Here is a 21,643-nt window from a genome sequence, read left to right as displayed (position 1 = left end):
GCCAGCGGCTTCCCCCAGGCATCGGCGAAAAGGGCTGCGCGGCGGCCTTCTCCGCGCTCATCAGATCGACAGCTTCCGGGCGCTGCGTCAATGACCCAGACCGGTACTGGCGATCTGGTGCTCCACGTACTGCGCAAATAGCGCGTGCAGGTGCGTGGTCGGATGAAGGTCGTCGGCGAACATGTACGTCTGGTCCGCGTTGGCGCTCACGTAGGTTGGCGGCGAGCACAGCAGTGCCGTGTCGTCGGGCGTTTTCTTGGGGTCGCAAGCAACGCCGGTGTTCGACACGGCGAAGCCGTTGGCCTGAAAATTCGCCATGATTCCGTTCAGCCAGGTATAGGAATCGATCTGGATGACCTTGCCCTGCAGGCCATCGGTCTGCAACGCGGCGTTCAGGCTGCTGTTGAACAGCTGCGATAACTGGGTCAAGTTAGCCCCGCCATCGGACGAGGCGATGCCGTGCGGCGACAGTCCGATGTTCGGCACATTGACCACCACGACATGTGTGGCGCCGTTCTGGACGATCTGACCGACAACCTGAGCGAGGGTCGCAGCCGCCGTGTTGATCGTCTGCGCAGCCGCTGGCAGCGCCCCGGCGCGGAGCACATCGTTCGCGCCCGCCCAGACGAGCACCAGTTGATTCGAGTTGAAATTCCCGTGAGCGGCCAGATAGCTCGAAACCTGCTGATTCACCGGCATTTCGATGTTGCCGATCACGCTGGTCAGAAAATCTGACTGGTTTGCCGGCGTCGCCACCGTGGCGCCACCCTCCGCATAGCCGAGGCCGCCTTGCGCGCTGAGCTTATGCGTGATGTCGATGGTGTACGCGACATTTAGCGTGTCGCCGTAGTATTGCGCGATATTCTGAGTCCACACCTGTCCGGGATTGGTCGTGAAACGCCCTCCGCCAACCGCGCCGGCGATTGGCGCGTAGGTTCCGACATCCGAAAGGCTGTCTCCGAACGAGACAATTTGCAGATGGACGCCGCCTGCCGGCGTCGCCGTGCTGCCATTATTCGAACTGCCGTCGTGCCCACCGCACGCCGAAAGCAGTGAGACCGCGACGGCAAAAATTGCAGCGCGTACCGTGTCATTCATTCCTCGCATAACGACTCTCCCTGAACTGGCGGGGAGGTGCGGCCACGTTGCGGGATGATCGCGCGTCGCCTTCCCGACAAGCACACTGCCGAAGCAAGAAGCATGCGCTATTGCGCCTGCGGCGGCGGGTGGCTGGCTCACTGAGCGCGGCACAAGTGACCCACGGCTTCCGTAGAGCCGAACCCTCCCTGCGCCTTTTACCCACCCGAATCGGGTAGGTGGGCGCTAAATTGCCCGACGGGTGGCGTCGCACTCCTATACTCGGCAAAGCGCGTTCCGGCGTGACGGTACGCGTCGCGAGACTTCTCTCACGTTATCCGGTCTCTCAGCTTTCTCCGTATGTCCGAATCCAATGAACACTCAGGAGACGTGCGCGTCTCCCCCAGACTCGCTATCGAGCCCGTCACCGGTACGAGATTGATTCCGCCTCGGGCGGCGCGCCAGCTCATGCCGCGCGAAGCCTTGATGGCGCGCCTGCTCGAAGCGCGGCGGCAGCGTTGCGTGGTGATTCAGGGGCCGGCCGGCAGCGCCAAAACCAGCACGATGCTGGCCCTGCGGCAAGCCATGCTGACGCTGGATTTCGACGTGGCCTGGCTGTCGCTCGCGCCTGAGGACGACGACCTGACCGCGTTCTTTCACGGTCTGCTCGCGAGCCTTGCCAGCGTGGATCCGGCGATCGCGCGCGAAGCGGAACTGCTGGTCGGCCGTGAAAGCGACGAGACGGCAGTCGAGCATTGGGTGATCACGCTCGTTCGCGGGATTGCACGCCGCAAGCGCGAGCTGGTGCTGATGCTCGACGACGTTCATTACCTTCAGAACGCCCGCATTCTCGAAGCGATGCGCTGGCTGCTCGATTACGCGCCACCACAGCTTCATGTCGTACTGGCTTCGCGGCGGGCGTTGCCCGTTTCGCTGGCGCGCCTGCGCTCGCAGGGTCTCGCGACCGAACTCGATCGACGGGATCTGCGCTTTTCGGCCGAAGAATCAGAGCGGTTCTTGCGCGAGCAACTCGGCGACATCGCAAAACGGGACGCGCAGGTCGTGCATGAACTGACCGACGGCTGGGCGGCGGGCCTGCAATTGTTCGCGATCGACCTGAAGACCCGCAAAGGCGCGGCCTTCGCGCCTGCAACGGTGCGCGACGCCGAGACGTTCGCGCGCTACTTCGAACGCGAAGTGCTGGTGCGCCTCGCGCCGGACGATCTGCTTCTGCTCACTCGCGCGGCGTTGTGCGAACGATTTTGCGCACGCCTTTGCGCGAGCTTGATGCAGCATGCAGACGCGGTTGCAGACGTCGCCTCCCGACTCAGTCGCCTGGAGGGCGACAATCTGTTCATCAGCCAGATTGGTGTCGGGCAGAACGGCGAAACCTGGTATCGCCTGCATCCTCTGCTGCGCGAGGTGCTGCAGCGCCGGGTCGCCGGGCTGCCGGCCGCGGAACTGCGCGAACTGCATGCGGCGGCCTGGCAGTGGCTCAGTGAGCAAGGTTATGTCGACGAAGCCGTGCATCATGCCGTGCTGGCCGACAACGCACAGGCTGCCGCCGACCTCGTGGAGGGCTGCGCGCACGATCTGCTCGCGCGCGGCGAACTCCGGCAGCTGGCGGGCCTGGTGCGCCGGTTGCCTCCGGCGCAGATCACGGCGCGTTTCGATCTGCGCGTGATCACCGCCTATCTGCAAATGTATGCGGGGGAAACCGATGCGCTCATGCAGAGCATCCAGCAGATAGCGTCGCGCAGCGAACGGCCGGACCCGCGTCAGCGCTACGCGCTCGCGCTGCTTCGCGGTGGCCTCGCGCTACAGCGCGACGACACGGATTCGGTCGTCGCGCTATTGCCTGAACTGCAGCGCGTCCCCGCGGACGCGGACGATTTCACCCGTGCGGGTCGCGGCAATATCCTCTCGTGGATGTTCATCCATCGCGGCGAATATGAACAGGCGCGCAAGGTGCTGGAGGAGGGTGCGCCGCATGGCGGCGCGCCGCGCGGCATCCTGCTTGGCCGGTGCATGAGCGGTATGACGCACGCCGCCGAGGGGCAGGTGCTGCTCGCCGAGCGGGTCTTTTGCGACGTGCTGGCGGAAGCGGAGAAACAGGGGCCGGCCTACGTCGGCATTGCGTGTATGGCCGCGGCGCTGCTTGGCGAAGCGCTCTACGAACTGAACGATGTCGATGCCGCACTCGGTCTGTTGGACGAACGCATCGACGTGCTAGAGCGTGTGTCGATTCCGGACACCGTGTTGCGGGCGCTGGTGGTGCTCGCCGGCGCGCACTGGTTCGCGGGCCGTCGGCTCGAGGCGCGCGACTATCTCGATCGACTCGAAGACTACGCGAAGCGTCATGGTGTGGATCGTCTCCTCGCCAACGCACTCTGTTTGCGCTCGCGCTGGCTGCTGGAAGAAGGCAGTCTCGATGAGGCCGAGGCGGCGCTGCTGCGCTGCGAAGCGCTCGCGGCGCGTTATGCCGGCGCGGCACGCAGCACGGCATGGGAAATCAGCGTCTGCGCCGATCTTGCGCGCATTCGCATGTGCCTGCATCTGAACGATTTCGACGGCGCGATGAATCGGCTCAAGCCCCTCAGCGCGTTGTCCGAAGCGGGAGGGCGGTGGTGCCGTGTAGCCGGGCTGCGGTTGCAGATGTCGATTGCCGAGACGGGGCGCCACAACGAGAGAGCGGCGCGTGAGCATCTGGTCGAGGCGCTGCGTCTCGGGCACCGGCTGGGGCTGATGCGCAGCCTGCTGGACGAGCTTGGACCCTGCCGGCAGATTCTCGACCCGCTGCCGTCGGAACAGGGCTTCGATCCCGTTCTCGCTTTCTATGCCCAACGGCTGATCGACGCCGGGCAGGCAACGGCGCCAGCCGCGCCACAGACGGCTGCGATGCACGTGCCGATCCAGTCGCTCAGCGAACGCGAAAACGAGGTCCTGGGTCTGCTTGCACTCGCGCTGCCCAACAAGAAGATTGCGCGGGTCATGGACGTTTCGCTCGATACGGTGAAGTGGCACCTGAAGAACATCTACAGAAAGCTCGAAGTGTCGGGCCGCGACGGCGCCGTCGCCAGGATGCGCGACGCGGGCGCGCGATAACCGCCGTCTCACCCGCAGTCCTCCATCTGCCTACCCCCACTCTACGGGGGTAGGCTCGCTCCCCACCCCCGCCACGCACAATGCGTTTATGGAAGCAGCCGACCGACAAACCCGGTCAGCGCTGCCAACGCATTCAATCGATAAGGAGCGTGCGGTGGAAGTCAAACGTAATGTCTATCGCGAGGATCACGAGATGCTGCGTGAAACCGCGCGGCGTTTCTTCGAACGTGAATGCCTGCCGCGTCAGGCGAAGTGGGACGAGGCCGGCTGTGTCGATCGCGAGACGTGGTTGAAGGCGGGGCGGGAAGGTCTGCTGTGTGTGACCGTCCCGGAAGAATACGGCGGTGGCGGCGGAGATTTCGGTCATTCGGCGATCGTCGCGGAAGAGCTGCATCGTGCCGGCGTGTCGGGTTTCAGCTATTCCGTGCACTCCGATATCACCGCGCCGTACATCGTGCGCCTCGGCACCGAAGAGCAGAAACGCAACTGGTTGCCGCCCATTTGCCGCGGCGAAAAGATTCTCGCCATCGCGATGACCGAGCCCGGCACGGGCTCTGATCTGAAGTCGATCCGTACGACCGCGGTGCGCGATGGCGACGACTACGTGATCAACGGCAGCAAGACTTTCATCTCCAACGGCCTGAACTGCGACATGGTGGTCGTGGTCTGCAAGACCGACCCGTCGGCGGGTGCGAAGGGCGTGAGCCTGATCATGGTCGAAACCGACCGTGCCGGTTTTCGCCGTGGCCGCAAGCTCGAGAAAGTCGGGCAGGCCGCGGCTGACACTGCCGAACTCTTTTTCGACAACGTGCGCGTACCGGCAAGCAACCTGATCGGTAACGAGAACGGCGGCTTCATTCACCTGATGGAAGAGTTGCCGCAAGAGCGCCTGATCATCGCGGTGTATTGCGCCGCGAAGCTGGAGCGGCAACTCGAACTGACGTTGCAATACGTGAAGGACCGTCGCGCTTTCAATCAAACCGTGTGGGACTTCCAGAACACCAAATTCAAGCTGGCCGATGTGAAGGCGCAAGCCGTCGCGGTCCGCACGCTGGTCGATTACTACATCCGCGAACACATGGAGCGCAAGCTCACGCTGCAGGAAGCGGCCATCGCCAAGCTCTTCGCGACCGAAGCGATGTGGAAGTGCATCGACGAAATGGTCCAGTTGCATGGCGGTTACGGCTACATGCTGGAGTATCCGATTGCCCGTGCCTTTGCCGACATGCGCGTCACGCGCATTTTCGGCGGGACCAGCGAGGTTCTGCGGGATCTGATCTCGCGCAAGCTTTAAGTCTCCTTACCTTTTGAGGCAGCATCATGAGCGAAAAAGTACTGGTGGCGGGCGTCGGCATGATCCAGTTCGCCAAGCCCGGCGCGAGCCAGAGCTACACCGAAATGGGCGCTGAAGCGACCCGCCGCGCCCTGGCCGATGCGGGCATTGCGTACGACCTCGTAGAGCAGGCATTCGCGGGCTACGTCTACGGGGACTCCACGTGCGGCCAGACCGCGCTGTACGAAGTGGGCATGACGGGCATTCCGATCGTCAACGTCAATAACAATTGCTCGACGGGTTCGACCGCGCTTTATCTCGCGCGCCAGGCAATCGCGACCGGCGACGCCGACTGCGTGCTCGCGCTCGGCTTCGAGCAGATGCAGGCCGGTGCATTGAAATCGCACTGGGACGACCGGCCGGTGACGCGTGCGCGTTTCGTGCCGATCATGCACGGCCTCACCGCCGACCTCGCGCATCTTCCGCAGGCGCTGCGCACATTCGGCGGCGCGGGCCGCGAGCATATGCAGCGTTACGGCACGCGCATGGAAACCTTCGCCGCGGTGCGCGCGAAGGCGAGCCGCCACGCGGCCAACAACCCGCTCGCACTGTTCCGCAAACAGGTGACGACCGAAGACGTGATGAACGACACGGTGCTGATACCCGGCGTGATGACGCGTCTGATGGCCTGCCCGCCGACATGCGGCGGCGCGGCGGCGATCCTCGTCTCCGAGAAGTTTGCGAAGAAGCATGGCTTGCGCACGGGTGTGCAGATCGTTGCGCAATCCCTCACGACGGATCCGCCGGCTTCGTTCGATCCGCCGTCGATGCTGAACTACGTCGGCACGCACATGACGCGTTCGGCCGCGAACAAGGTCTACGAACAGGCCGGTATCGGACCGGAAGACATCGACGTGTGCGAACTGCACGACTGTTTCGCGCACAACGAAGTCATCTGCTACGAATCGCTTGGGTTCTGCCCGGAAGGCGGCGCCGAGAAGTTCGTCAACGACGGTGACAACACGTACGGCGGCAAGGTGGTGGTCAATCCGTCAGGCGGCCTGCTTTCCAAGGGGCATCCGTTGGGCGCGACCGGCCTCGCGCAGTGTTATGAGTTGACCCACCAGTTGCGCGGCACCGCCGACCAGCGCCAGGTGCAAGGCGCGAAGCTCGCGCTTCAACACAACCTGGGCCTGGGCGGCGCGTGTGTCGTGACGCTGTACGGCAAGCACTGAACGCGTGAGCGCAGGCCGGCGGCAAGTCGTTTCCTGCGCAAACGTCTGGATAGCAAACAGCACTGAGGATTTCCCATGCAGCAGCTTTGCAAGAATCGCGTTGTAGTCGTCACCGGCGCCGGTCGAGGCCTCGGACGTGAATACGCTCTGGAGTTCGCCCGTCAGGGGGCGAAAGTCGTCGTCAACGATCTCGGCGGCAAGGGAGATGGTTCGGGCGCGGCGAGCGGCCCCGCGCTTGATGTGGTCGCCGAAATCGAAGCGCTCGGCGGCGAAGCTGTCGCGAACTTCGACGACGTGGCCGACTGGCAGGGCGCGAAGAACATGATCGACACGGCCATTTCCGTTTTCGGCGGACTCGACGTGCTGGTCAACAACGCGGGCATTCTGCGCGATCGCACGCTGGTCAACATGAGCGAGGAAGACTGGGACTCGGTGATTCGCGTGCACATGCGCGGCACTTTTGCGCCGTCACGCCACGCCGCCGCATATTGGCGCGAGGAGGCCAAGGCGGGTCGCGAGCGGGTGGCGCGGCTCATCAACACCAGTTCGTCGTCGGGTCTGTACTGCAATCCTGGCCAGGCCAACTATGGCGCGGCAAAGGCCGGTATCGCCGCCATGTCGGTGATTGCGGCTCGCGAACTGGAGCGCTATGGTGTGACCGTGAATGCGATCTATCCGACCGCAATGAGCCGGCTCACTGAGGACATCTTCGCGAAGCGGCGCGACGAATTCACCGCGGGCGCCGCACCGGGCTTCGATCCGCTGGATGCCGGCAATGTCGCGCCCCTCGTGGCATGGCTGGGCAGCAGTGCGTCGAGCGGTATCACCGGGCGTGTGTTTGGCGTGCGCGGTGGCCGTATCACGGTGGCCGAGGGCTGGCATGCCGGCCCGCGCATCGAGAAGGACGGGCGTTGGGATGTGGCGGAACTCGGTGCTTTGATACCGGGGTTGGTGGAGCAGGCCGCGCCGAATGCGCTGACCTCCGGCGAAATTCCGGAGACGGTAGCGTAAGCGCCCGAAACCTTCACGCATCGCAGGAGAGTCTGCATGAGCGGAACCCCGAAATACCTCGGCGACCATGCCGAACTGACACCGGATAAGGCCGCCGCGATCAACAGCACGAGCGGCGAGGTGTTGACCTATCGCGAACTCGACGAGCGTTCGAATCGCTTCGCGCAGTGTCTGTACGCAGCGGGGCTGCGGCGCGGCGACCATATCGCGATGGTGCTCGAGAACAACATGCGCTGCTTCGAGGTGTGTTGGGCGGCGCTGCGTTCCGGCTTGATGATCACGCCGGTCAACCGCTACCTGACCGCGGCGGAAGCAGCCGGCATCATCGAGGACAGCAACGCGCAAGTGGTGGTCAGTTCGTATGCAATGCGCGAGCTCGCGGCCGGACTGACCAGCATGATGCCGACGTGCCGTCTGCGGCTGATGGTCGACGGCACCATTGCCGGCTGGGAAAGCTATGAAGCCATGACCGGCCGCTATCCCGCCAGTCGTCTTGACGACGAATGGCTGGGCGCCATGATGATCTATAGCTCGGGCACGACCGGCCGTCCGAAGGGCATTATTCGCGCGCAGCCTCAGGGCCGCGTGACCGAAGGTTCCGGTTCCGCGCGCCGCCCGCAGTTCGAGCGCTATGGTTTTGACGCGCAAACGGTGTATCTGTCGCCGGCGCCGCTCTATCACACCGCGCCGCTCGGCTACGGAATCGAGACGCAGTTCGGCGGCGGCACCGTGGTCTTCATGGAGAAGTTCGATCCGCTCGAAGCGCTGCGGGCGATCGAGCGCTATCGCGTCACGCACAGCCAGTGGGTGCCGACCATGCTGATCCGCCTGCTCAAGCTCGGCTCCTCGCTGCGCGATGCATTCGACCTGTCGAGCCACCGGGTGGCGATTCATGCGGCCGCACCGTGCCCACAGGAGGTCAAGCGGCAGATGATCGACTGGTGGGGGCCGATCATCGAGGAGTATTACTCGTCGACTGAGGGCAATGGCGTGACCACGCTCAGCACCGAGGAGTGGCTCGCGCATCCCGGTTCGGTGGGCCGCCCGCTGCTCGGCGTCATTCATATCTGCGATGACGACGGCAACGAGTTGCCGGTCGGCGAAACCGGCACCGTTTATTTCGAGCGGGACCAGTTGCCGTTCCACTACCACAACGATCCCGACAAGACCCGTGCCGCACAACATCCCCGCTATCCGGCGTGGACGGCGGTCGGCGACATAGGTCATGTGGATAGCGACGGCTATCTGTATCTGACCGATCGCAAGGCGTTCATGATCATCTCCGGCGGAGTCAACATCTATCCGCAAGCGATCGAAGACGCGCTGGCCGTGCATCCCGATGTGCAGGATGCGGCGGTGATCGGCGTGCCCGACGCCGAGATGGGCGAGCAGGTCAAAGCGATTGTCGAACCGATGCCCGGCGTGGTGCCGTCGGACGCGCTCGCGGAACGGCTATTGGCTTACCTGCGCACGCGAGTGGCGCGCTACATGGTGCCGCGCTCGATCGATTTCATCGACGCGATGCCGCGCCTGCCTACCGGCAAGCTGTACAAGCAGGCACTGCGTGAGCGCTATGACGCACGAGCGGAGCGTGCGGATTCATAACCCGCAGACGCGCAGCGGCGAGGCGACTACAAAAATCTGGAGTGAGACGTGAACAACCTGTTGGATGCTTTCCACCTGACGGCGCTGCCCGCCGCGGCCGAAGCGTTCCGTGCGGACGTGAAGCACTTTCTTGACGAGCACCTGCCAGCGGCGCCGGACGATGTTCGTGCCCGTTCCTGGATGGGCTTCGACGCGGAGTTCAGCCGACGTCTCGCGGCGCGCGGCTGGATCGGGTTGACCCTGCCGGCGAGTTACGGCGGCGCGGGCATGGACGCGTTTCGTCGCTTCGTGCTGGTCGAGGAACTGCTGGCCGCGGGTGCACCGGTCGCGGCACACTGGATCGCCGACCGTCAAAGCGGGCCGTTGATTCTGCGTTACGGCACCGAGGCGCAGAAGGACTTCTACCTGCCGCGCATCTGTGCCGCGAGCGCGTTCTTCTGCATCGGCATGAGCGAGCCCGACTCGGGTTCCGATCTCGCGAGCGTGCGAACCCGTGCGGTGCGCTGCGACGGCGGCTGGCGTCTGACCGGGCGCAAGATCTGGACGACCAACGCGCAGCATTGCCAGTACATGATCGCGCTGGTGCGATCGTCGGGCGTGCCGGAGGATCGGCAGAAGGGGCTGTCGCAGTTCATCGTCGATCTGTCGCTGTCCGGCGTCGACGTGCGGCCGATCGTGGATCTCACTGGCGACGCCCACTTCTCCGAAGTGACGTTCGACAACGTATTCCTAGCCGACGACGCGTTGATCGGCGACGAAGGCGCCGGCTGGCAGCAGGTCACAGCCGAACTGGCTTTCGAACGCAGCGGCCCCGAGCGGCTTTATTCGAGCGTGGTGCTGCTCGACTGCTGGCGCGCGCAACTGCGCCGCCACGGCGCGAACGACGCCGACCTCGCCTTGCTCGGCGGCTTCGCAACGCAACTGGCCACGCTGCGCTGCCTGTCGATCGCGGTGACCGCGAGACTCGCGCATGGCGAAAGCCCGGTGGTCGAGGCTGCGCTCGTCAAGGACATCGGCACCGAGTTCGAACAGGCCATTCCCGCGCAACTGGAAGCGGCGATCAGCGCGGACCCTGCCCAGACCATCGATCCCGAGTTGTATCGCACGGTGGCCTACCTCAGCCAGATCTCGCCGACCTTCTCGCTGCGCGGCGGCACGCGCGAAGTGCTGCGCGGCATGATCGCGCGCGGTCTTGGTTTGCGCTAACCCATCTGGACGAGGAAGAGACCTGCATGTTCACCGAAGCCATTGAAGCTATTCTGCGCGACCGCGCCACACCCGAAGCGATCCGCGCAATCGAGAACGGCGGCACGCCCGCGTCTATCTGGAACGCAGTGGAGGAGGCCGGCTTTCTGGAGTTGCTGACGCCGGAAAGCGACGGCGGCGCCGGACTGTCGTTGCCGGCAAGCGCGCCGGTTTTCACGGCCCTTGGGCACTATGCGGTCCCCGTGCCGCTCGCACAGAGCATCGCGGCGCGTGCGCTCCTGCGCGGCACCGGAGTCGCGGCGCCTGCCGGCATGACGACGCTCGCGGGCGCTTGCCGCCGTCGCGAGAATGGCGCGTTGGAGGCGCCTCAGGTGCCGTTCGGCATGACCTGTGACCACGTACTGGCCAATGTCGACGGTGATTTGCTGCTGCTCGACGCCGCGCGAGCCGAACGCAAACCCTGCGGCGTGCACGGCAGCTTTAGCGGCACGCTGAGTTGGGGCATCGATGCCGTGCCCGCGCCGCTCGGCGCGAACGGCGAAGAGGTGCTGCGGTTCAGTGCTGCGATCCATGCGGCCGCTATCGCCGGCGCGATGGATCGCGTGTTCGCCATGACGCTGCAGTACTGCAACGATCGCTCGCAATTCGGCAAGTCGATTGGCAAATTTCAGGCGGTGCAGCATCAGTTGAGCGTGATGGCCCAGCACGTGGCGTCGGCCGGGATGGCATCCGAACTGGCGTTCTCAGGCGCGGGCGCCGTGCCCGAGCGGCTCGCGACAGCGATCGCCAAAGCGCGCACGAGCATGGCGGTGCCGCTGGTGGCGTCGACGGCGCATGCGTTGCATGGCGCAATCGGCGTCACCGCCGAATACGATCTCCAGCTCTATACGCGCAGGCTGCATGAATGGCGCATGGCGGACGGCTCGGAGGCATTCTGGAATCGCATGGTGGGGAACGCGGTGCTCGCGCAGGAGCACGGCACGTTCGCGGACTTCGCGCGAACCGCGCCATGCGCCGCCGCATGAAGAGGCGAATGGCAGAGAGCGCATCTGCTCACGCCGCTCCGGCGTCAGCGGAAAACCTATACAGCAGCGGAGACGATTAGACATCCTATGAGCCAATTTCTGAAGTACGAACAGGACGGACACATCGTCACGTTGACGATGAACGAACCGGAACGACGCAATCCGCTCACCGGCAACACAGCGGTGGAGGAGTTTCTGACGGCGATCGCGCGCATCGAAGCCGACCGTTCCGTGCGGGCCGTCATCCTGACGGGCGCCGGCACGGCGTTCTCGTCGGGCGGCAATATCCACGACATGGAACGGCATGCGTCGGGCACGCTGCCCGGCATGGAGATTCGCCAGGACTACCGGCGCGGTATTCAGCAACTTCCGCTGGCGTTGTTCAATCTGGAGGTGCCGGTCATTGCCGCCGTGAATGGCGCGGCGATCGGCGCGGGACTCGACCTTGCCTGCATGTGCGATATCCGCATTGCGTCCGAGCTTGCAAAATTCGCCGAGAGCTTCGTCAAGCTCGGCATCATTCCCGGCGACGGCGGCGCGTGGCTGCTGCCGCGCATCATCGGTTTGTCGCGCGCCGCGGAGTTGACCTTCACGGGCCAGATGATCAACGCGCAACAGGCGCTCGAATGGAATCTGGTGTCCCGCGTCGTGCCGCACGGCGAACTCCTCACCGTCGCGCAAGGCCTCGCGCGTTCGATCGCCGCCAATCCGCCTCACGCAGTGCGGCTGGCCAAGCGCTTACTGCGCGAAGGCATGCATTGCCGGCTGGATACGCTACTGGAAATGTCGGCGGCTTATCAGGCGCTCTCGCATCAAACGGCAGACCATCGCGAGGCGGTTGCGGCGTTCATCGAGAAACGGTCGCCGTCGTTCAATGGATAGAGCGACCGCCGATCGTCTGGCATGCGACGGCGCTCGCGAGCCGGCAACCACGCAGCGCTTTCGCACACGCATTACCGATTGCTTCGGCATTCGCCATCCGATCCTGCTCGGCGGCATGCATTACCTCGGCCAGTCGGGCATTGTCGCGGCGGTGGTGAACGCGGGTGCGATGGGCTTTATCACCGCGCGCTCGTTCAGCAGTGCGGATGCATTGCGCAGCGATGTGCGCCGTTGCAGAACGTTGACCGAGGGCCGGCCCTTCGGCGTGAATCTGACGTTGTCGCGCCGCGCCGCACTGAATCGCGACGTCGCCGACTGGATCAGGATCGCGCTCGAAGAAGGCGTGCGTCACTTTGAAAGCGCGGGCGCGTCGCCCGAGCAACTGGTAGAGCCGATTCGAAGGGGCGGCGGTGTGTTGATCCACAAATGCCCGAGCGTGCGCCATGCAGTGAGCGCGCAGCGCCTCGGTGTGGATGCACTCGCATTGGTGGGCCTTGAAGAAGGCGGCCATCCCGGCGCCAATCAGCTTTCCGCATTCGTGAACGGGGCTTATGCGCTAGAGAAGATTCATGTTCCGCTCGTGATCGGCGGCGGTATCGGCAACGGTCGTCAGATTGCCGCCGCGCTTGCGCTAGGCGCCGACGGCGTGGTGATGGGCAGCCGCTTCATGGTCGCCTCGGAAATCGCCGCACACGATGCGTTGAAGCAGCGCATTGTCGCCGCCGACGCGCATTGCTCGACCGCGATCCTCGCATCGCTCGGCGACACCTGGCGCGTGCTGGACAACGAGGCCGCGCGTGAGGTCCAGCGGCTCGAAGCCGCGGGTGCTCGCCGGCACAGCGACTTTGGCGATCTGATCCTGTCGTCGCGGACGCGGCAACGCGTCTATCAGGACGGCGACGTGGAGGCCGGCATCGTATCGCTCGGACCGGCAGGCGGCTTCGCGGACGCGATTGTTCCGGCCGCGCAGATCGTCGAGCAATTGATCGGCGACGCGGCGCAGGCAGCGCACGCGTTCGCGCAGCGCGTTGTCGGCGCGGACGCGCGCTCGTGTCCCGCGTCCATGTCCGTGGCTTGAACCGCTCTTGCCTCGCGTGCGTGCGCAAGATCCGGTGAGGTTCGCAGCACGGCGGCCTTAAACGCTCATACACAGCCAAGGAGACCAGCATGTATCTGACCCAGGGCCTGCATCGCTCGCTTCAGCAGAACCCGGACCGGGTGGCGATTTCGTTCAAGGGACGTCGGCGGACGTTTCGCGAGTTCGCGGATCGGGCCGCGCGTCTGGCGGCCGCGTTGCGTGGAATCGGCATGACAGCGGATGATCGCGTCGCCATGCTCGCGCTCAATTCCGACCGCTACCTCGAATACGTAATGGGCGTGTGGTGGGGCGGTGGCGTGCTGAACCCGGTCAACATTCGTTGGAGCGTGGCGGAGATCGCCTATTCGCTGAACGATTGCGACACGCGCATCCTGATCGTCGACGACCACTTCGCCGATATCGCGCCGGAAGTGTGCGCGCTCGCCCGGACCGCGCCGATCCTGATTCATGCCGGCGACGGCGCGGCGCCGCCCGGCATGCTCTCGGTCGACGCGTTGATCGCGGCCGCTGCGCCGATGCCTGACGCCGGCCGTGGTGGCGCCGATCTCGCGTGCATCATGTACACCGGCGGCACGACCGGTTTTCCGAAGGGCGTGATGCAGACGCATCTGAACGTCTGGTCGTCGTGCATCATGCGAATTGCCGAGTCCGCGCCCTTGCCCGACAGCGCGGTTCTGCATGCGGCGCCGTTCTTCCATGTCGCCGGACTCGGACGCGCGCTCGTGCAGTTCATCGCCGGCGAGGCGCATGTCGTCATTCCGGCCTTCGACGCGGGCGAGGTGCTCAAGGCGATCGGCGAGGAGCGCGTAAGCGACACACTGCTCGTGCCGACCATGATCCAGACGGTGCTCAATCATCCCGACTTTGCCCGCACCGATCTGACCAGCCTGAAGCGCCTCACCTACGGTGCGTCGCCGATCCCGGAAACGCTATTGGACCGGCTGATCGAAGCCCTGCCTGGTCTGCAGCTCGCGCATTCGTACGGAATGACCGAGGCGTGTCCGAGCATTTCGGCGAACTCACCTTCCAACCACGATGAAGCGGGCCGCAAAAGCGGCCTGTACCGCTCGATCGGTCGCGGCTTGCCGGGACTGATGGTGAAGGTGGTCGATAGCGACGGCGAGGAAGTGCCGCGCGGCACGGTCGGCGAGATCGTCGTGCGCGGGCCGAACGTCATGGCCGGCTACTGGAAGAAGCCCGAGGAGACCGCGCAGGCCGTTCGCGACGGCTGGCTGCACACCGGCGACGGCGCGTACATGGACGCGCAGGGTTATCTCTACATCGTGGACCGCATCAAGGACATGATCGTCAGCGGTGGCGAGAACGTTTACTCCGCCGAAGTGGAGAGCGTGATCGCGCGGCATCCCGCGGTCGCCGCCTGCGCGGTCATCGGAATTCCGCACGACACGTGGGGCGAGGCCGTGCATGCCGTGGTGGTCTGCAAGCCTGGCGAGACGCTTAGCGAAGACGATATTCGCGGACATTGCCGCCTGTTCATCGCCGCCTATAAGTGCCCGAAGACCGTCGAGTTCCGGGAGCAACTGCCGTTGTCGGCTGCCGGCAAGGTTCTGAAGCGGGACATCCGTGCGCCGTACTGGGCCTGCAGGCAACGCAACATTAATTGACCAGCCTCGCCATCGCGCGTCATGGCGTTCGATGTGGTTGAGGACACCAGTACTACCCATACCGAATGGATTGAGTTGTTATTTTTTAAATAAGTATAACTAATACAAAAGGAGACAAATCTGTGAGGAAGTCGCTCTGGCAATGACGCTGATGGACATGGCAAGCGGAGCGACGGGCGTGGATCTGCGGGTGCGACAAACCTTCCAGGCGGAATCGAATTACCTGCTTGATGTTCCCAGGGGCAGTGGATGAGGTTGGCAGTTCACTCATTCCGCGTGCCATGAATGACGATATTTCTATAACTCCGTGAATGTTGCGGACCGGTAAGAATAGGAGACAGGCATGCATTTGCCATCGCAGACAATAGACGTAAAGCAGTTCATCGACAACCGAAGCTTCTCGCACTATCAATGGCTCGTCATCGCGTTGTGTTTTCTGATTCTCACAGTCGACGCGTATGACATTGCTGCCATCGGCTATGCGGCGCCATCACTCATTGGCGAATGGCATATCACGAAAGCCCAATTGGGCACTGCAATGAGTGCTGGCGTGCTGGGAATGACGGCTGGCGCGCTGCTCGGGGGGGCGCTGTCAGACTGGAGCAGCCCTAAACGGGTGTTGATCATCATGATGATGACGTCCGCAATCGGGAGCATCCTGACCGCGTTGGCCGGCAGCGTTGCCGCACTCGCGGCGCTGCGCTTCATCACCGGCTTGGGGTTGGGGGCGGCGATGCCGGTGGCTTTAACGGTTGTGTACGAATACACCCCAACTCGCCGCGGTCCGCTTCTCGTCAATTTTGTGAATTGTGGCGTCATGCTGGGCGCGGCGGCGTGTGGACTGATTGCGGCGGTCCTGGTCCCCGCGTTTGGCTGGGCGAGCATTTTTGTCGTCGGCGGCGTGGTACCGCTCGTCCTCGCCGTAGTGTCGATATTCGTGCTATCCGAGCCGCTGCGATTCATGGTATCGCGAGGCTTGCCGTCAGAGCGCGTGGCAGCTGTGCTGCGACGCATCGCCCCCGATACATCTTTCGACGGGGCTCACTTCGTGATTTCAGAGGACGTGGAAACCCGGGGAAAGCAGGGCGTGTCAGTGATTTTGTCGCGCGGTTTCCGGTTCGGTACGCTGATGCTGTGGTGCGCCTACTTCTGTGCTGCGTTTGTGTATTACCTGTTGAACGGCTGGATGCCGCTGTTGCTGCGGGGCAGCGGCGTTACCACCAGTCAGGCTTCCTTCATTACCGGGCTGTTCTCGCTAGGCGGTATGGCAGGCACCCTTTGCCTGGGGTGGTTGATGGGGCGCTTCGAGAAGAACAGCGTCGTGGCGATTGCCGTTGCCGGCGGGGCGCTGGCCATCTGGCTACTCGGCGAGCAAAAGGGCAGTCTCATGCTTCTCGCGGTCAGTACGTTTGCTGCCGGCGTGTGCGTGAATGGCGCGGTGATGTCGATGGCGGCTTTGGCTGCGTCGTTCTATCCAACCAGCGGCCGCGCGACCGGCGTGTCGTGGATGACCGGCATGGGCCGGTTCGGCGGTATGTTGGGTCCGGTTGCAGGTGGGTTGATGCTGAAATTCAACCTCGACGTGAGCACGGTGTTTTCGCTGCTGGCGATTCCACTGCTGATCCAGGCGGTGGCGCTGTGGCTGAAACGTTCCGCAACCGACGGCTCCGCACCGGTCGAATACCCGTCGAACCTCGCGTGAACCTCGCGTGAACCGTCGCGCGCTCAGGCGTGGATCGATTGTATAAGCTGCCTCGCGCGAGGCAGCGCAACGATCCCGGGCACCGGTCAGCACCCGTGTGCCCGAGCACTACAGCAAAAAGGACGTTGAAATGCCCAGCAAGATTGCGCCCCACGAAGGCGCCACGGTAGGCGCGCTGTACCGTTCAGCCTTTAAGGCCTTTGCGTCGCGCGAAGCCCTTGTCGGTGATGGCTTGCGGCTAAGTTATGAAGAGCTTGCGTGCCGTTGCAAGCGTATGGTGGCGTATTTCGAGTCCATCGGAGTTCGCCCCCAGGATGGCATCGGGCTATTGTCAGGCAACAGTCCTGATGCGGTGGTCGTGCTGATCGCCGCGCAACTGTTCGGACTGCGTCTTATCCCGTTGCATCCACTTGGCTCTGAGGACGATCATGCGTATGTGCTGCGCGATAGTGGAATGAAAGCGCTGGTAGTGGACACCGCCCGCTATGCCGGGCGCGGGGCCGCGTTGGCACGCCTCGGTATCGTCGAGCACGTGCTCACGCTGGGCCCGTCTGCGTTTGGCACAGATATCCAGGTGGCCTCGGCCAGCATGGATCCTTCCGAAGCGGAATATGACGCCCAGCCCGACGACATTGCCAAGATCTCCTATACCGGAGGCACAACTGGGCAATCCAAGGGCGTGCTTCAACGGCATCGCGCAATCGTAACGATGACACTGCAGCAACTGGCGTGCTGGGAATGGCCGGCGCAGCCTCGTTTCCTCGCGGCAACGCCGATCTCCCACGCAGCGGGCGCGTTCATCCTGCCCACCTTTCTACGCGGCGGCACGGTCTTCTTTATGGACAAGTACCACCCGGAGCGATTCCTCGAGACTATTCAGACCCACGGCATTAATTGCACGTTTCTTGTGCCCAGCCAGATCTACGGGCTGCTCGAATCGCCGGTCCTCGGCGACTACAACCTGGCAAGTCTGCAACGCCTCTGGTACGGGGCGTCTCCTATCACGCCTGCGCGTCTGGAGGAGGGACTGCAGAAGTTCGGTCAGATCTTTGGGCAGATTTATGGTCAGGTGGAAGCCCCCATGACGGTGAGCTATCTGCGCTCGGACGAGCACGATCCTGCGAGGCCGCATCTGCTGGCTTCTTGTGGCCGTGTACTCCCCGGCAACGAAGTCAAACTGCTCGACGCCGATCACGCGGAAGTGCCGGCCGGCGAGGTCGGCGAGCTTTGCGTGCGTGGATCGCTGGTCATGTCGGGTTACCTGAACCGGCCTGACGAAACCGATAAAGCCTTCGCGGGTGGCTGGCTGCACACGGGCGACATGGCACGTAGGGATGCCGAGGGCTATGTGTATCTGGTCGACCGGGCCAAGGACATGATTATTTCCGGCGGTTTCAACGTCTATTCCAGCGAAGTGGAGAGCTGTCTCGCGCTCCATCCGGCGGTGGCCATGTCTGCCGTGATTGGCGTGCCCGACCCGAAGTGGGGCGAAGCGGTGACCGCCGTGGTCGTGCTGAAACCACAGGCGACGGTGAGCGCAAGCGCGTTGATCGAGTTCGTTGCTGCGCGCAAGGGCGTTGTGTCGGCGCCGAAGACTCTATTCTTCGAAACTGCTTTGCCTCTGACGGCGATCGGCAAGGTCGACAAGAAAGCCATTCGCGCAAAGTACTGGGTGGGTCAGGATCGTCAGGTCAGCTAGCGACAGCGGTTCAGCGTTCTGTCAAAAAGAGCCCGCGCTGTATCAGTGGCCGTTAGATTGATCCGCCCTGCTACCCGACCGGGGTGGTGCCGGTTTGCGCGCATTCTGGCTTACTTCTACTCAGGCAGGGCCGACTTCAACGGTGGGTGCCAACCAATAACGGTGCGCGCGGCGCACCGTCATGCAAAACGCAGAGTGGAGGGACGATGGGTGTTTTGAGCGGTATTCGCGTGCTGGAATTCGAGGCGATCGGTCCGGGGCCCTTCGGCGCCATGTTGTTGGCCGATATGGGCGCAGATGTCTTGCGTATCGACCGGCCGCTTCCACCTGCCGATCTGGGTCCGAAGACCAACGGCAAGCGTGCGGACGTCACAGGGCGCGGCCGTCGCTCGGTCACGCTCGATCTGAAGCAGCCGCAGGCGGTCGAGGCCGCGCTGGATCTGATGTCGCGCGCCGACGTCGTGATCGAAGGGTTTCGCCCCGGCACGATGGAGCGTCTCGGGCTTGGACCGCAAGCCGCTTTGGCTCGCAATCCCCGGCTCGTGTACGGGCGCATGACGGGGTGGGGGCAAACCGGGCCACTCGCCGAGCGGGCAGGCCACGATCTGAACTACATCGCACTGTCCGGCGTGTTGTCGGGTATTGGCCGCGCCGGTGAGCCGCCCGTGCCGCCGTTGAACCTCGTGGGCGACTACGGCGGTGGCGGCATGCTGCTGGCGTTGGGTGTGGTGGCGGCATTGTTCAACGTGCAGCGCGGCGGCGAAGGCCAGGTCGTCGACGCCGCGATGATCGAAGGCGCGGCGCAGTTGGGCTCGGTGATCTGGGGTCTGCTCGCCTCGGGTAACTGGCGGGAAGAGCGCGCCAGCAATCTGCTGGATGGCGGCACGCCCTGGTACGACAGTTATCGCACGAAAGACGGCGGCTACATGGCGGTTGGCGCGGTCGAAGCGCGCTTTTACGCGGAGCTTCTTTCGAAGCTCGGCCTCGCGCAAGCGGGCCTGCCGGCACAGCACGATCGCAGCGGCTGGCCCGTGCTGCGCGAACGCTTCACAGCGGCCTTTCTCACGCGCACGCGTGACGAATGGTGTGCGGTGTTCGAAGGCAGCGATGCATGTGTTGCGCCGGTGTTGAGCTTCTCGGAAGCGCCGGCGCATCCGCAACACCGTGCTCGCGGCAGCTTCGTCGAGGTAGCGGGTGTCGTGCAGCCGGCGCCTGCGCCGCGCTTTTCCGCGACGCCTTCGAAGATCGCGCAGCCGGCCCCGCAGCGCGGCGAACATGGGCTCGCCGCATTGCGCGATTGGGGCTTCGACGAAGCTGCTGTTGCACGCATGCGCGATCACGGCTTGGGCTACCGGCTTGAAGCGTAAAGCGCCATCAGAAAAGACAAGTTGGGTTTGGAGACAAAAGATGAAAGTACTGGTCGCGGTGAAACGCGTGGTGGACTTCAACGTCAAGGTTCGAGTCAAGTCGGACGGCTCTGGCGTCGAGTTGGCGAACGTCAAGATGAGCATCAATCCGTTCGATGAAATCGCCGTCGAAGAAGCGGTGCGTCTGCGGGAAAAAGGCGTGGTCAGCGAAGTGATCGCGGTGTCGTGCGGCACGGGCGCCTCTCAGGAGACTTTGCGCACGGCGATGGCGATCGGCGCCGATCGCGGCATTCTGGTCGAGACGGATGCAGAGTTGCAGCCGCTCGCCGTCGCCAAGCTGCTGAAGGCGCTGGTCGACAAGGAGCAACCGCAGCTGGTGATCCTCGGCAAACAGGCGATCGATAACGACTGCAACCAGACCGGGCAGATGCTGGCGGCGCTCGCTGGTTTTCCGCAGGCTACATTTGCAAGCCGGGTGGAGGTGTCGAACGATTGCGCGACGGTGACGCGCGAAATCGATGGGGGGCTCGAGACGTTGCGGCTCAAGCTGCCGGCGGTGGTTACGAGCGACTTGCGCCTGAACGAACCGCGCTATGCGACGCTGCCCAACATCATGAAGGCGAAGAAAAAGCCGCTCGATGTCGTCACGCCGGAACAACTCGGCGTGGATGTCGCGCCGCGTCTGAAGGCGCTCAGCACGACGGAGCCGGCCGCGCGCAGTGCGGGCGTGAAGGTGCCCGATGTCGCGGCGCTGGTCGCGAAGCTCAAGAACGAAGCGAAAGTCATCTGAGGGAATCGACATGACTGCATCCAATCAAGTGCTGGTCGTGGCTGAACACGACCAGGTTTCGATCAGGACCGCCACGCTGAACACGGTTGCGGCCGCCCTGCAATGCGGCGCCGAGGTTCATGTGCTCGTAGCCGGGCATGAAGCAACCGGTGCGGCAAAAGCCGCCGCTGCGATCACAGGCGTGACGCGCGTGCTCCACGCAGATGCGCCGCATCTCGGCGACGGTCTCGCCGAAAATATCGCGGCCCAGGTTGTCGCGCTCGCCGAGGGTTACGGCCATATCCTGTTTCCGTCCACTAGCGCTGGCAAGAACGTCGCGCCGCGCGTCGCGGCGCTGCTCGACGTGGCGCAGGTCTCGGATATCGTTCGGGTGGTGAGTCCGGACACGTTCCAGCGTCCCATCTACGCGGGCAATGCGCTGGTGACGGTGCAAAGCAGCGACCCGGTGAAGGTGCTGACCGTGCGCGTGACGGGATTCGATGCCGTGCCGGTCGAAAGCGGCGCGGCGCACATTGAAACGGTCGACGCGGTTGCGGACAGTGGTTTGTCCACCTTCGTCGAACGCGTGGTCGCGAAAAGTGACCGGCCCGAACTTGCCGGTGCACAGATCGTCGTGAGCGGCGGGCGTGCGCTTGGCAGCAGCGATCGATTCAACGAAGTCCTCACACCGCTCGCCGACAAGCTCGGTGCCGCGCTGGGGGCGAGCCGCGCGGCGGTGGACGCGGGATTTGCGCCGAACGACTGGCAAGTGGGCCAGACCGGCAAGATCGTTGCGCCGCAACTGTATGTGGCGTGCGGAATCTCGGGGGCGATTCAGCATCTGGCGGGCATGAAAGATTCGAAGGTCATTGTCGCGATCAACAAGGATCCGGAGGCGCCGATCTTCAGCATTGCCGATTACGGCCTGGAAGCCGATCTGTTCGATGCCGTGCCGCAACTGGT

The 21,643-nt window shown here is 64.0% G+C and carries 16 protein-coding genes; 15 read left to right on the top strand and 1 reads right to left on the bottom strand.

Annotated features, from left to right (window positions below; translation table 11 throughout):
* Positions 1–87: 87 nt before the first annotated feature.
* Positions 88–1,107: an SGNH/GDSL hydrolase family protein gene (locus tag P0D71_RS22685; protein ID WP_408482226.1), complete on the bottom strand. Its 1,020-nt coding sequence runs from the start codon at positions 1,105–1,107 to the stop codon at positions 88–90.
* 330 nt (positions 1,108–1,437) lie between these two features.
* Here P0D71_RS22685 and P0D71_RS22680 point away from each other — a divergent pair, with 330 nt between their 5' ends.
* The 15 genes from P0D71_RS22680 to P0D71_RS22610 form a co-directional block, all read left to right on the top strand.
* Positions 1,438–4,182: a winged helix-turn-helix domain-containing protein gene (locus P0D71_RS22680; RefSeq protein ID WP_408482225.1), complete on the top strand. Its 2,745-nt coding sequence runs from the start codon at positions 1,438–1,440 to the stop codon at positions 4,180–4,182.
* 154 nt (positions 4,183–4,336) lie between these two features.
* On the top strand, positions 4,337–5,476 hold the full coding sequence (locus P0D71_RS22675; RefSeq protein WP_408482224.1) for an acyl-CoA dehydrogenase family protein: 1,140 nt from the start codon (positions 4,337–4,339) through the stop codon (positions 5,474–5,476).
* Positions 5,477–5,502: 26 nt separating this feature from the next.
* Complete coding sequence (locus P0D71_RS22670) at positions 5,503–6,690, top strand: lipid-transfer protein (RefSeq protein WP_408183771.1); 1,188 nt, start codon at positions 5,503–5,505, stop codon at positions 6,688–6,690.
* Positions 6,691–6,765: 75 nt separating this feature from the next.
* On the top strand, positions 6,766–7,701 hold the full coding sequence (locus tag P0D71_RS22665; RefSeq protein WP_408482222.1) for an SDR family oxidoreductase: 936 nt from the start codon (positions 6,766–6,768) through the stop codon (positions 7,699–7,701).
* Between the two features lie 36 nt (positions 7,702–7,737).
* The gene (locus P0D71_RS22660) at positions 7,738–9,306 is read left to right on the top strand and encodes an acyl-CoA synthetase (RefSeq protein ID WP_408482221.1); all 1,569 of its coding nucleotides are present in this window, start codon (positions 7,738–7,740) and stop codon (positions 9,304–9,306) included.
* A 48-nt stretch (positions 9,307–9,354) separates the two neighbouring features.
* Positions 9,355–10,512, top strand: a complete 1,158-nt coding sequence (locus P0D71_RS22655) for an acyl-CoA dehydrogenase family protein (RefSeq protein ID WP_408482219.1) — start codon at positions 9,355–9,357, stop codon at positions 10,510–10,512.
* Between the two features lie 26 nt (positions 10,513–10,538).
* Complete coding sequence (locus P0D71_RS22650; protein ID WP_408482217.1) at positions 10,539–11,537, top strand: acyl-CoA dehydrogenase family protein; 999 nt, start codon at positions 10,539–10,541, stop codon at positions 11,535–11,537.
* An 87-nt stretch (positions 11,538–11,624) separates the two neighbouring features.
* A complete protein-coding gene (locus P0D71_RS22645) occupies positions 11,625–12,419 on the top strand; it encodes a crotonase/enoyl-CoA hydratase family protein (RefSeq protein WP_408482215.1) in 795 nt (264 codons plus the stop codon).
* Complete coding sequence (locus P0D71_RS22640) at positions 12,412–13,497, top strand: NAD(P)H-dependent flavin oxidoreductase (protein WP_408482213.1); 1,086 nt, start codon at positions 12,412–12,414, stop codon at positions 13,495–13,497. Before P0D71_RS22645 ends, P0D71_RS22640 begins: the two co-directional genes overlap by 8 nt.
* Positions 13,498–13,586: 89 nt before the next feature.
* A complete protein-coding gene (locus P0D71_RS22635; protein ID WP_408482211.1) occupies positions 13,587–15,143 on the top strand; it encodes an acyl-CoA synthetase in 1,557 nt (518 codons plus the stop codon).
* A gap of 343 nt (positions 15,144–15,486) precedes the next feature.
* Positions 15,487–16,845, top strand: coding sequence for an MFS transporter (locus P0D71_RS22630; protein WP_408482210.1), 1,359 nt, complete (start codon positions 15,487–15,489; stop codon positions 16,843–16,845).
* A gap of 130 nt (positions 16,846–16,975) precedes the next feature.
* Positions 16,976–18,544 (top strand): AMP-binding protein, encoded by a 1,569-nt coding sequence (locus P0D71_RS22625; protein WP_408482208.1) that lies wholly within the window; start codon positions 16,976–16,978, stop codon positions 18,542–18,544.
* Positions 18,545–18,750: 206 nt separating this feature from the next.
* Entirely contained in the window at positions 18,751–19,911 is a 1,161-nt protein-coding gene (locus P0D71_RS22620; protein ID WP_408482206.1) for a CaiB/BaiF CoA transferase family protein, read from the top strand.
* A gap of 40 nt (positions 19,912–19,951) precedes the next feature.
* Positions 19,952–20,701 (top strand): electron transfer flavoprotein subunit beta/FixA family protein, encoded by a 750-nt coding sequence (locus P0D71_RS22615; RefSeq protein ID WP_091804525.1) that lies wholly within the window; start codon positions 19,952–19,954, stop codon positions 20,699–20,701.
* Between the two features lie 10 nt (positions 20,702–20,711).
* On the top strand, positions 20,712–21,643 hold a 932-nt coding region (locus tag P0D71_RS22610; protein ID WP_408482204.1), incomplete at its 3' end, for an electron transfer flavoprotein subunit alpha/FixB family protein.

It is taken from the genome of Paraburkholderia sp. RL17-383-BIF-A, assembly GCF_046028015.1.
GTDB lineage: Bacteria > Pseudomonadota > Gammaproteobacteria > Burkholderiales > Burkholderiaceae > Paraburkholderia.
This window is presented reverse-complemented; position numbering and strand designations above follow the sequence as displayed.